At 31.7% G+C, this 11958-nt stretch carries 18 protein-coding genes; 14 read left to right on the top strand and 4 right to left on the bottom strand.

Annotation, left to right across the window (positions count from 1 at the left end):
* The first annotated feature begins 117 nt into the window (after window positions 1-117).
* Complete coding sequence (locus STK_RS02010) at window positions 118-1044, top strand: transcription initiation factor IIB (protein ID WP_010978312.1); 927 nt, start codon at window positions 118-120, stop codon at window positions 1042-1044.
* 46 nt (window positions 1045-1090) lie between these two features.
* Here STK_RS02010 and yciH read toward each other — a convergent pair whose 3' ends face one another.
* On the bottom strand, window positions 1091-1393 hold the full coding sequence (yciH, locus tag STK_RS02015) for a stress response translation initiation inhibitor YciH (protein ID WP_010978313.1): 303 nt from the start codon (window positions 1391-1393) through the stop codon (window positions 1091-1093).
* 85 nt (window positions 1394-1478) lie between these two features.
* Between yciH and STK_RS02020 the strand changes: the two genes are divergently transcribed.
* The gene (locus tag STK_RS02020; RefSeq protein ID WP_010978314.1) at window positions 1479-1625 is read left to right on the top strand and encodes a DNA-directed RNA polymerase subunit P; all 147 of its coding nucleotides are present in this window, start codon (window positions 1479-1481) and stop codon (window positions 1623-1625) included.
* Here the strand turns inward: STK_RS02020 and speB are convergent.
* Window positions 1612-2499, bottom strand: a complete 888-nt coding sequence (gene speB, locus STK_RS02025; protein WP_010978315.1) for an agmatinase — start codon at window positions 2497-2499, stop codon at window positions 1612-1614. The two genes, STK_RS02020 and speB, sit on opposite strands and share 14 nt — an antisense overlap.
* Window positions 2500-2540: 41 nt before the next feature.
* Here speB and glyS point away from each other — a divergent pair, with 41 nt between their 5' ends.
* The 6 genes from glyS to STK_RS02055 are packed head-to-tail and all read left to right on the top strand — an operon-like array spanning window position 2541 to window position 6622.
* A complete protein-coding gene (gene glyS, locus STK_RS02030) occupies window positions 2541-4256 on the top strand; it encodes a glycine--tRNA ligase (protein ID WP_010978316.1) in 1716 nt (571 codons plus the stop codon).
* Entirely contained in the window at window positions 4243-4599 is a 357-nt protein-coding gene (locus tag STK_RS02035; RefSeq protein WP_010978317.1) for a hypothetical protein, read from the top strand. The genes glyS and STK_RS02035 overlap by 14 nt, the downstream gene beginning before the upstream one ends.
* Window positions 4596-4994 (top strand): hypothetical protein, encoded by a 399-nt coding sequence (locus tag STK_RS02040; RefSeq protein WP_010978318.1) that lies wholly within the window; start codon window positions 4596-4598, stop codon window positions 4992-4994. Before STK_RS02035 ends, STK_RS02040 begins: the two co-directional genes overlap by 4 nt.
* Window positions 4995-5017: 23 nt before the next feature.
* Entirely contained in the window at window positions 5018-5647 is a 630-nt protein-coding gene (locus STK_RS02045; protein ID WP_010978319.1) for a DUF47 family protein, read from the top strand.
* Between the two features lies 1 nt (window position 5648).
* A complete protein-coding gene (endA, locus tag STK_RS02050; protein ID WP_010978320.1) occupies window positions 5649-6191 on the top strand; it encodes a tRNA-intron lyase in 543 nt (180 codons plus the stop codon).
* A gap of 38 nt (window positions 6192-6229) precedes the next feature.
* Window positions 6230-6622: a hypothetical protein gene (locus tag STK_RS02055; protein WP_052846281.1), complete on the top strand. Its 393-nt coding sequence runs from the start codon at window positions 6230-6232 to the stop codon at window positions 6620-6622.
* Here STK_RS02055 and STK_RS02060 read toward each other — a convergent pair.
* Entirely contained in the window at window positions 6585-7223 is a 639-nt protein-coding gene (locus STK_RS02060; protein WP_010978322.1) for a UbiX family flavin prenyltransferase, read from the bottom strand. The genes STK_RS02055 and STK_RS02060 overlap by 38 nt on opposite strands.
* 230 nt (window positions 7224-7453) lie before the next feature.
* Here STK_RS02060 and STK_RS02065 point away from each other — a divergent pair, with 230 nt between their 5' ends.
* The 6 genes from STK_RS02065 to STK_RS02090 are packed head-to-tail and all read left to right on the top strand — an operon-like array spanning window position 7454 to window position 10989.
* Window positions 7454-8254 (top strand): sulfide-dependent adenosine diphosphate thiazole synthase, encoded by an 801-nt coding sequence (locus tag STK_RS02065; protein WP_010978323.1) that lies wholly within the window; start codon window positions 7454-7456, stop codon window positions 8252-8254.
* 26 nt (window positions 8255-8280) lie between these two features.
* Window positions 8281-8643 carry a 30S ribosomal protein S24e gene (locus STK_RS02070; RefSeq protein ID WP_010978324.1) on the top strand — a complete coding sequence of 121 codons (363 nt, stop codon included), beginning with the start codon at window positions 8281-8283 and terminating at the stop codon, window positions 8641-8643.
* Window positions 8615-8815 (top strand): 30S ribosomal protein S27ae, encoded by a 201-nt coding sequence (locus tag STK_RS02075; protein ID WP_010978325.1) that lies wholly within the window; start codon window positions 8615-8617, stop codon window positions 8813-8815. Before STK_RS02070 ends, STK_RS02075 begins: the two co-directional genes overlap by 29 nt.
* Window positions 8812-9822, top strand: a complete 1011-nt coding sequence (gene kae1 / locus STK_RS02080; protein ID WP_010978326.1) for a KEOPS complex N(6)-L-threonylcarbamoyladenine synthase Kae1 — start codon at window positions 8812-8814, stop codon at window positions 9820-9822. Before STK_RS02075 ends, kae1 begins: the two co-directional genes overlap by 4 nt.
* The gene (locus STK_RS02085) at window positions 9774-10457 is read left to right on the top strand and encodes a Kae1-associated kinase Bud32 (RefSeq protein WP_010978327.1); all 684 of its coding nucleotides are present in this window, start codon (window positions 9774-9776) and stop codon (window positions 10455-10457) included. The genes kae1 and STK_RS02085 overlap by 49 nt, the downstream gene beginning before the upstream one ends.
* Window positions 10420-10989, top strand: a complete 570-nt coding sequence (locus tag STK_RS02090) for an XTP/dITP diphosphatase (protein ID WP_010978328.1) — start codon at window positions 10420-10422, stop codon at window positions 10987-10989. The genes STK_RS02085 and STK_RS02090 overlap by 38 nt, the downstream gene beginning before the upstream one ends.
* Here the strand turns inward: STK_RS02090 and STK_RS02095 are convergent.
* Complete coding sequence (locus STK_RS02095) at window positions 10973-11950, bottom strand: aldo/keto reductase (protein ID WP_052846877.1); 978 nt, start codon at window positions 11948-11950, stop codon at window positions 10973-10975. The two genes, STK_RS02090 and STK_RS02095, sit on opposite strands and share 17 nt — an antisense overlap.
* Between the last annotated feature and the right edge of the window lie 8 nt (window positions 11951-11958).

An 11958-nucleotide genomic window follows, 5' to 3' on the forward strand; every position in this document is an offset into this window, starting at 1 on the left:
AACTTTTATCCGTATTAATTTCTTCTATATTCATTAAATACTAGAAAAGTTTATATATACGTATAAGCATAAAGTTTATAAGGGGTTTTAAAAAGTTTCCCTCTTCTGGGTGGTTTTATGTCAGAAAGTAATAAATCTCAAGCTTCTGCTACTCCTTGTCCTCCAGATAAAATAGTTTTTGATGAGGAAAGGGGAGAGTATATTTGTACGGAAACTGGGGAAGTGATAGAAGAAAGGGCAATTGATCAGGGGCCCGAATGGAGGGCTTTCACTCCAGAAGAAAAAGAGAAAAGAAGTAGAGTTGGAGGTCCATTAAATCAGACTATACATGATATGGGTATATCTACTGTAATTGATTGGAAAGACAAAGACGCAATGGGTAGAACTTTAGATCCAAAGAGGAGATTAGAAGTATTAAGATGGAGAAAGTGGCAAATTAGAGCAAGAATACAATCTTCTATAGATAGAAACTTAGCACAAGCAATGAATGAGTTAGAGAGAATAGGAAACTTGCTTAATTTACCAAAGGCTGTAAAAGATGAGGCTGCTTTAATTTATAGAAAAGCTGTTGAGAAAGGATTAGTAAGAGGCAGAAGTATTGAAAGTGTTGTTGCAGCATCTATATATGCAGCTTGTAGAAGAATGAAGATGGCAAGGACATTAGATGAAATTGCTCAATTTACAAAGGCTAACAGAAAAGAAGTAGCTAGATGTTATAGATTAATTTTAAGAGAATTAGATATTAATGTCCCTGTTAGTGATCCAAAGGATTATGTTACTAGAATTGGTAGTTTGTTAGGCTTAAGCGGTTCTACAATGAAGATGGCAATAGATATTATTGAGAAAGCTAAAGAGTCTGGTCTAACGGCTGGAAAAGATCCTGCTGGCCTGGCAGCTGCTGCAATTTATATAGCGGCCTTACTTAATGATGAAAGAAGGACGCAGAAAGAGATTGCACAGATTGCAGGTGTTACAGAAGTAACTGTTAGAAATAGATATAAGGAATTAACACAAGAGTTAAAAATTCAAATTCCAAATCAATAAAATTTTAACTTTTTTCTTAGTTTAACTCTTTTTATTTTCTTTCTTTTTATTCTATTATTATGATGTTAGATTCTGGGTAACCCATTTTCATAAGAAGTTCTTTTACTCTTTCTCTGTGATCTCCTTGTAATTCTATTTTTCCATTTTTAACTGTTCCGCCTGCAGCAAGCTTTGATTTGAGTTCTGAGGCTATTTTCTTTAATTCTACATCAGAACCAGAAAGGCCTTCTATTATTGTTACTTCTTTTCCATATCTTCTTTTTTCTACTTTTATTTTTATGAATTGTTCTTCTTTATTTAATTGTTCACAAATTTCGGGTGGTAGACCTCCACACAGATTATCAGACATTCTCAAAGATTTTTATTGTATTTGGGATTTTTCAACTTTTCTGTTAACAGTTAGGTTTTTAATTATGAGGTTTTTATTATCTTTTATGGCAAAATATAGGTGTGGTAACTGTTGGAGAGAATTTGATGATGAACAATTAAGAGCTCTTCCAGGTGTGAGATGTCCTTATTGCGGCTATAAAATAATCTATATGGTAAGAAAACCTACAGTAAAGGTTGTTAAAGCGATCTAGCCTTATAAATCTGGGCAGATGTTTCTAAGATTATTCTGGCTCCTAATACTGAAGTTATTCCAGATGGATCATGAGGTGGTGAAACTTCTACTACATCAAAGCCTACAACTCTTTTATCTATTATAAGCGATATAATATCTAGTACTGTAGTTGGGTCTAATCCTTCAGGCTCTGGAGTAGCTACACCTGGAGCATATGCTGGATCTATTCCATCCATATCATATGTTACATAGATTTTTTCACAATCTCTGAAATTGTTAACAATTTTCTTTGCAGTCTCTCTTACTCCTAATAATCTTATTTGATGTGGTGTAAGATAAGCTATTCCGTTTTTATTTGCGTAATCTAATTCTTCTTTAGAGACAGCTCTTGTAGCTATTTCCATTATTTTAACTCCCTGTTCTGATATTCGTCTCATAACACAAGCGTGGTCGTATTTATAACCCATGTATTCATCTCTAAGGTCTAGATGTGCGTCAATACTAAGTACACAGTCTGGTTTAATTCCTCTTACAGTTCCTACAGTTACAGAATGTTCTCCACCTATACCTATTATTATTTTTCCTTTTTCGGCAAAATAACTAGTTACGTCTGATATTCTTCTTATATTTTCTTCTACATCAGAGGGATGCATTACTACATCTCCTACATCATTAAACCCTACTTCTCCCATATCTATTCCAGTTCTTATAGAATAAAACTCAATAAATTGTGCGTACTCTCTTATGGTAGATGGTGCAAATCTGGAACCTGGTCTGAAACTACTTGTTATATCTAATGGTAGACCAATTATAACAAATGGAGATGTTGGTTTATTAAATCCGGCAAATAATCTACTATTTTCATTTAAGTATAGTAACCTGCTATCTGACATGAGAGTAGAAATTTTTAATCTTGTTTATATGCTTATCTCGTATGAGTGAGAAGTTAATTGAATTGGCGAAAAGAAGAGGAATATTTTGGCCTTCATATGAAATTTATGGCGGTGTTGCAGGACTTTATGATATTGGTCCTATTGGAGTTAGAATAAAAAATAAAATTATTGAGCTATGGAGAAGATATTTTATCTATGATAATTCTGAGTTTGTAGTAGAAATTGAAACACCAATGATAACGCCTTATAAAGTATTAGAAGCTAGTGGTCATGTGGAAAACTTTACAGATCCAATTGTCGAATGTACAAAATGTCATAAAATTTATAGAGCAGACCATCTTATTGAAGAATTGGCTAAAATAAATGTTGAGGGTCTTTCGCCATCAGAATTAGATAGAATAATTAGAGAAAAAGGGCTAAAATGCCCTGCTTGTGGTGGTGAATTGGGTGAGGTAAGACTATTTAATTTACTTTTTACTACAAATATCGGTCCATATACTGGTAATCAAGGATTTTTAAGACCAGAAACAGCACAAGGAATGTTTACCTCATTTAAGAGAGTTTTTGAGGCATTTAGACAAAAATTACCTTTAGGCATTGCACAAGTAGGTAGGGTCGCTAGGAATGAAATTTCTCCTAGGCAAGGTCTAATAAGAATGAGAGAATTTACCATAATGGAAGTAGAATTTTTCTTTGACCCAGAAAGTAATGTAAATCCACCTCTTGAAAAATTCGGCAATATGAAGCTTAATATCTTAAGGGGAGAGGACAAACTTAAGAATGAAAAACCGAAAGAATATAGTATTGAAGAACTTCTAAAGGAAAAGATAGTGTTGAATCCTTGGATGTTATATTGGATGGCTACTGCTGCTAAATTTGTCACCGCATTAGGTATGAAATCATATTATTTTGAAGAAAAATTACCTCATGAAAGAGCGCACTATTCTAAGCAAACTTTTGATCAAATTGTTGTTATAGGAGACGAAAAAGTTGAAATCTCTGGGCATGCATATAGAACTGATTACGATTTAAGTAGACATATGAAGTATAGTGGACAAGATATGACTGTTTTTAAAAAATATGATAAGCCGAAAACTATAAAGAGAAAGATAGTTGTAATTAATAAAGATTCTCTAAATAAGGAAGATAAAGAATTTGTGAAGAATTTTATGAGTTTTATATCTTCTAAAAAACCAGAAGAAATAGAGGAATTTATTAATGCAAATGAGAAAGTAAATGGTAAAAACATATCTAATTATGTAAAAATATTAGAGAAGGAAGAGAAAGTTAACGGTGAAAAAATCATACCTCATGTAGTTGAGCCCTCTTTTGGTGTTGAGAGATGTTTATATCTAACTCTATTAAATGCTTATAAGGAGAAAGAAGGAAGGATAGTGTTATCATTACCTAAATATTTAGCTCCTTATGATGTTGCTGTATTTCCACTTTTAGAAAAGGAGGAGCTTATTAACAAGGCTAAAGAAGTATATAATCTCGTCAGAGAAAGATTTGATACAATTTTTGATGATTCTGGTAGTATAGGGAAAAGATATGCTAGAGCTGATGAAATTGGTGTTCCTTATTCTATAACGATTGATCCACAGACTTTAGTTGATAATTCTGTAACTATTAGGGACAGAGATACTTGGCAGCAAATAAGAGTTAATATTAACGATATTGTCTCGGTATTAGAAAGGTTGTTTAAGGGTGAAGAGTTTAATAAGGTAGGTAAAGTAATTAATAATGAAAATGAGTAAGGATGAAAAAGAAGAGGAAAAGAAGGTTGATGTAAAATCTTTAGTAAATATTATACCTCCTGCATCTTCTTTAAAGAAGAGTAAAGCTCCGCCTAAAGAAAAGAGAGTGAAAATGAAAAAGAGACCAGATGTAGATCAAGGTATTATTTTAATTTCAAGTAAATTAGCCACAGAACTAGGAATAAGTGATGAGGCAGAGGTATCCGTAAAGGGAAAAAGAGCTAAGTTTAAGGTTATTATTCAAGATGGATTGCCAGATACAGAAATTTATGGAAATGATGCAGACATGATAAAATTAGGTCTTGAGGATAACAGTACAGTTAGCGTGAGGGCTTCTAAATGAATGAAAGTGATATAGAGATAGGTAGAGTTTTACTTCAATTTGACCAGGTTATTGAGGAACATAACTCTTATCTTGAGGAACTGGAAAATATAATAGAATTACCTAGTGTTGAGACAGATAAAATTCACAGAATTTTAAAAAGAATGAGAAGAACTAGAAAGGAAATATTAAGTGGTATATCAAATATAGTCAAGCATATAGCTACTTCTAATGATAAAAAAATAAAAGAGGAAGCATTGGGTATCATGAATTATTTTTACGTTGTTGGAATTAAAGATGAGGAAAACGCTTTAAGAAAAGTTATGGAAATAGACTTGTCATTTAAAGAGGATGTAGAAAAAGATATTGAAACACTGGAAAAAATTAGGTCATTAGTGATGCAATTTATTTATTAACCATGAGTTACTTTGTATCATGAATGAGTGTTCCAGAATTAAACATAGAGGAGCAAGTACAAAATATATTAAATAATATATTGGATCAGCTTAGATTATTATACCAACAATTTATGGAAAATGATGTGAATCATATGCAGATTTACTCTAAAATTGATGGATTAAAATCTGTAGTTGAAGATTCTAAATATAAACTGGGCGAATATATTATAAAAGTTAAAGAAGGAATAGAAACAGCAAGTTTATACTTAGATATACTAAATTACATAGAAAAAGTTTCGCAAAATTTAAGTGCAGTATCTTATAGATATACAGTTTTGCAAAGTAAAATAAAAATTGAAGATAAGATAATCCAATCGCTATTAATTAGTATGATAGAAAAATTAATTGCTGCAACCAGTAATGCTCTTGAATCTTTTAGACTGTTATCTCTTAATACTAAAAAGTCAGCTGAAAAAGCTAGGAATATTATAAAAATAGAAGAAGAAGTAGATGATCTATATAGAAACTTTGAGTTAAAATTGTTTGAAAAAGAAAGTGAACTTGCATTTATGATGTTAACAAAAGACATAGGCGACAGATTAGAAGATTGTGCAGATTTATTACGTGATACCGCAAATAATATACTTTACATTAGCTATCTAAGGGAATAGAATGATAGGTGAATTAGTAAAAGATAAGATTCTTATAAAAAATATTGAAGATGCTAGATTAATTTATAAAATGGGATATTATGGTAAACCTATTGGTATTTCAAAGCCTAAATCTGCTGAAGAAATAAATTCTGAACTAATATTATCTTTAATAGAAGGAGTATATCTGGTTAAGAAAGGTAAGTTAGAGATTGTTTCAAATGGTGAAAGATTAGATTTTGAGAGATTATATCAAATAGGAGTTACACAAATTCCTAGATTTCGTATACTCTATAGTGTTTATGAGGATTTAAGAGAGAAAGGATATGTAGTAAGATCTGGAATTAAGTATGGTGCAGACTTTGCCGTTTATACCATAGGCCCTGGAATCGAACATGCTCCTTATTTAGTTATAGCTCTTGACGAGAATTCTCAGATCTCATCTAATGAGATTCTAGGATTTGGAAGAGTTTCACACAGTACCAGAAAAGAACTTATTTTGGGTATTGTTAATTTAACTAACGGAAAAATAAGATACATAATGTTTAAATGGTTGAAGATGTAATATGATTATAGGTTTAATAAAAATTGGGTGATAAATAATTGAATCCCAGAGACGGCACCTTTAGACAAAAACCCAGCTTTAATGCGGACGAGCCAAAACCGATGCCTTTAGGAGAAAAATGTAATTATCTCTGTCCTTATTTTAGATGTAATAAAAAAGCACTTAATATACAGAAGAAATATGTTAAAGGGACTCCTCAAAAAATTGGATATTGTATGTGGGTTGGAGATATATGTATAACCGGTGATTGTCAATACGCTTACTGTGAAAAAAGGGCCTTATTGCCTGGTAATAAATGTGCTTTTGCCATAAAGAGGAATGAAAACGGAGAAGATATGGAGAGAGAGTTAAAGAAAGAAGAAGAATATGATAGTAAAATGAAAGATATATTATCTAAGAGGTTTGGTCACAAGGGATATGATTTGCTGTAACAGTGTGCCAATGTTTATATAAGGAATTAGATATTTTTAACAAATCAAGAATTTTTCCTACAACAAAGTTTATCAAATCATCAACACCCTGTGGTGAATGATAGAAAGCTGGGGATGCGGGCATAATTATTCCTCCAGCTTTAGAAACCTTTAGAGCATTTTGTAATTCTATAGTCCCTAGGGGTGTTTCTCGTATTACTAAGATTAGTCTTTTTCTGACTCTTAAAAAATTAAGAGCTGTTCTAGATAATAAATTAGACGCGATTCCATTAGCAATTTCTGCTAGGGTTTTTATGCTACATGGTACTATGACCATTCCTCTTGTTTCTACTATATGACTTGAACTAGAAGGAGGAGCCTCTATTTGATCTTCGTCATAAATAATAGAGTCTTGAGCTTTAAAGAAAGAGTCCAAATCAATATCACATTCTATTTTAGCTACTTTTTTTGCTTCTTTGCTTAAAATAACTTCAGTTTTGTAACCCAATTCTTTTAGTGCCTTAACTGTTCTTATGCCATAAATTATTCCGCTAGCACCACTTATGCCTATAACAACTGTCCTTTTCTTGTCCCTACTTTCTGTTCTTGTCTCCTTATCCATTCCCTCACCCAATTATTATAACATTGTTTACTACAAAAAACCCATGGCTTATTATTGCAGCATGTTTTAACTACTATAGGATTATCTCTTATTATTCTACCACACCAGCTACAGTGTAATTGGTTCACTTTCGTGTCTAACTGAAAAGGCATAGGTGTTAATTTGGGTTATAAAATAAATAGATTTTTCATAAAAATGCTATATTAGCTAGTTTATAATCTACTTAATCTATGGACTCTAATTCAATAAAGGTTAAACAAGTAGATGAGGTTAAAATAAGTAAATACATTTTGAAGTATACTTTTCAAGACTGGGAGGATATAGTAGAAAGTGACGTAGTTATAGTAGGGGCTGGTCCTTCTGGAATGACTGCTGCATATTACTTAGCTAAAGCTGGTCTAAAAACTGTAGTTTTTGAAAGAAGATTAAGTTTTGGTGGTGGTATTGGTGGCGGTGCTATGTTATTTCATAAGATAGTTATTGAATCACCAGCTGATGAAATATTGAAAGAAATGAAAATTAAATTAAACAAAGTTGAAGAAGGAGTTTATATAGTGGATTCAGCGGAATTTATGGCAAAGTTAGCAGCTTCAGCTATTGACGCTGGAGCTAAGATCATTCATGGAGTAACAGTAGATGATGTAATATTTAGAGAAAATCCTCTAAAAGTTGTAGGCGTTGCAGTAGAGTGGACTGCAACACAAATGGCTGGATTACATGTAGATCCCTTATTTATTTCAGCGAAAGCTGTTGTTGATGCTACTGGTCATGACGCTGAAGTAATTTCTGTTGCTGCAAGAAAAATTCCGGAATTAAACATAGTTATTCCTGGGGAAAAATCTGCATATAGTGAGACAGCTGAAGAATTAACGGTAGAAAATACCGGTATGGTTGCACCTGGTTTATATGCTGCCGGTATGGCTGTAACTGAAGTGAAAGGATTACCAAGAATGGGTCCTATCTTTGGTGCTATGGTCTTATCTGGTAAAAGAGTGGCTGAAATAATTATAAAAGATCTCCGTTACTCTTAAAGCCTATTATTATATTTTTTATTTCGATGAGTGAAGTACAACAAACTAAAATAAAGATTTCAGAAAAAGCTGAGGGTATAGTTGAAAGGGACATAAAAAATAATGTAATTGGTAGAAGAGAATTATATATTAAAGTTTTTCATATTGGTAGTGGAACGATATCAAGGAAAGATATGATTAAAGCAATTGCATCAAGTTATGGAGCTCAAGAAGATCTTGTAGTAATAAAGAAAATTCATACACTTTACGGTGCAGGTATTAGCTATGTTAGAGCGAATATATATAATGATAAGAAAACTTTACAAGAGTTTGAACCTCAATATTTAATAGGAAGAGATACTGGTCAAAAAGTAAAGAAAGGTGGTAAAGGTGCCCAAAAACAAGGATGAAAGTCAAAAAGCTATAGTTAGAACCTATTATATAATAGAAGGAGATAAAATTAAACTTAAAAATAAAAAATGTCCTAGATGCGGTAGTATTATGGCTCATCATATGAAACCTGTTGAGCGTTGGGCTTGTGGGAAGTGTGGTTACACTGAGTTTATAGGTAAAGGGAAATGAATGTTTTAGGGATCGAATCTACTGCTCATACTTTTGGAGTAGGTATAGTTTCTGATGATGATAGTGAAATAAGAATATTATCAAATGAAAGGGATACTTTTGTCCCTAAACAAGGTGGAATGAAACCTAGTGATTTGGGTAGACATCATTCTGAAGTTGCACCAGAAGTATTACAAAAGGCCTTAATAAAGGCTAATTTGAGCATAAGAGATATTAATTATATAGCAGTTTCTTTAGGCCCTGGTATAGGGCCAGCATTAAGAGTAGGAGCTACAATAGCTAGAGCATTATCTTTAAAATATGACATTAAACTTGTACCCGTAAATCATGGAATTGCCCATATTGAAATAGGAAGATTTACAACTAGATCTAAAGATCCTTTAATCTTGTATCTTTCTGGAGGGAATACTATAATAACAACTTATTTAGATGGCAAGTATAGAATTTTTGGTGAAACGTTAGATATAGCATTAGGAAATATGTTAGACACATTTGTTAGAGAAGTAGGGCTAGCTCCTCCTTATATTGTAAACGGTGTTCATCAAATAGATTTATGTGCAAATAAAGGTGGGAATTTTATTGAGCTACCATATATAGTAAAGGGTCAGGATATGTCTTATAGTGGTTTGCTAACTGCTGCTTTAAGAGCGACAAAAAATAATAGACTTGAAGACGTATGTTATAGTGTTAGGGAAGTGGCTTTTGATATGTTATTAGAGGCTACTGAAAGAGCATTAGCATTGACTGGAAAGAAAGAAATTCTTGTTGTTGGGGGTGTTGCAGCTAGTGTAAGTTTAAAGACTAAGTTATATAATCTTGCGAAAGATTGGAATGTTGAAGTAAAAATAGTTCCACCAGAATATTCTGGAGATAACGGGGCAATGATAGCTTTTACTGGTTTACTTGAGGCAAGGCACGGAGTTACAATTCCAGTAGAAAAAAGTATTATTAGACCTAGATGGAGAGTAGATCAAGTAGATGTGACATGGAGATTATCAGAGAATTAAAGAGAGGAGCAGAGTCCATAATTTATGAAGGATATTTTGCGGGTATTCACGCTGTATTTAAGAAAAGAATATCTAAATCTTATAGAGATCAAAAACTTGATTATAAAATTAATAGTGAAAGGACTAAATTGGAAGCTAGATTAATGTATTCAGCTTTAAAAAATGGTATCAATGTTCCAGCATTATTACTTGTTGATCCTTATGAATACTTAATTGTCATGGAATATATAGACGGATTTCCTGTGAAAGAAATAGTTCCTAAGTATAAAGATGATAATTTAATCCGAATTGGTGAAATGATAGGGGAAATTGCTGGAAAACTGCATAAATCTGGAATATCACATGGAGATTTCACTACAAATAATCTTATATACACTACTGATAATGAGATATTTTTAATAGATTTTGGACTATCTAAGAGAAGCGATGATATTGAAGATTTCGCAACAGATGTGCATGTTTTTTTAAGGAGTTTAGAAAGTGTTCATTATGAATTTAAAGATATAATTTTCAAAGGTTTTGAAAAAGGCTATTCTAAATTTATGGATTTTAAGAGTATTATGAATACAGTGAAACAAATAAGAATGAGGGGAAGATATGTTGAAGAGCGTAGAAGTAAACGTAATAACGTCTAATGAAAATAAATTTAAGGAATTAGATTCTATAGCTAAGAAATATAATATTAAATTAAAGTGGATAAATTTACCTAAATTTGAAGTACAATCTGATTCTTTAGAGGAGATTGTTAGAAGTTCTGCTGTTATAGCTTTCAATATGATAAGATCTCCTTTAATTGTTGAAGATAGTGGTTTATTTATTGAAGCCTTAAATAATTTTCCAGGTCCTTATACTAATTACGTAAGGAGAACATTAGGGCTAAAAGGTATACTAAAACTTATGGAAGGTATACAAAATAGAAAAGCATATTTTATGACAGCATTATGTTATGTTGATGAAGAAGTTATTAGAGTATTTACTGGCAAAGTAGTTGGGAAAATCTCTGAATCTATAAGAGGAGATAAAGGTTTTGGTTTTGACCCAATATTTATACCAGATGGAGATGAAAGAACTTTTGGTGAAATGAATATTGAAGAGAAAAATAAGTATTCACATAGAGGTAAAGCCTTTGAAGAGTTTATAAAATTCTTTCTTACTTATATCTCTTAGTTTCTTCAATGCTCTCCTTATTCAATTCACTAAAATTGTTTATAGAATATTCATATAGATATTTATACTCTTCTTCTGTTAATTCTGGCAATTTTTCTACTTCAAGGAATTCATTAAGTTCGTTAATAGATGATATATTAGGAAGAACTGAAGAGACTCTTTTGTTATATAGTATAAATTTTAAAGCTAGTTGAGATAATTTCATTCCTTTATTTCTAGCAAAGGAAAGAAGAGGTTTAGAAAGTTCAACTGCTCTTCTAATCCAATTAATATCTTTTAAGCTCCTATGTAGTTTAGGATCATTATATATTGGCCATTTATCTTCAATTAGTGCATCGGATGCATGAGGTACTCTAACGAAATGACCAATATCATAATTTAAGAAATCTATTCCAGGCTTTAATTCGATTAAATTATATATATATTCCAGGCTTTCATATCCCATTTTTATAGCTTCTATGCCTTCCTCTCCCCATCCTAATGTTGGTCCTAATGCTACTCCAATTAATCTAACTTTTCCTTCTTTTTTTAAACCCTGTAAAAAATCTAATATTTCTTTATTTTTTATTATATGCATCTTAGGATTATGTATCATTAAGATATCAATGTAATCTGTATTAAGTCTCTCTAGACTTTTCTTGAATGCATAATCTATATATTCTATCGAAAATCTCTGTGAAATTCTGTTATTTGATTTATTATAGAAGTCATAGCCTATTTTTGTTAGAATGATTATTTTATCTCTTTTTGTGTTAAAGACTTTGGCTAATATTTTTTCACCAAGTCCTTCACCATATACATCTGCAGTATCAAAGAAGTTTATTCCGTTTTCTAGCGCTTTCTTCAATATCTCTTCAGCTTTGTTAATTTCTCCTCCCCACCAATCAGTAACAAGACTCCAAACACCAATTCCTATCTCTGATACTTCAATATTAGTATGATCTATTTTTCTTAGATTCATGTAATACC

Origin of the sequence: Sulfurisphaera tokodaii str. 7, from assembly GCF_000011205.1 — an archaeon.
GTDB classification, from domain to species: Archaea; Thermoproteota; Thermoprotei_A; order Sulfolobales; family Sulfolobaceae; genus Sulfurisphaera; species Sulfurisphaera tokodaii.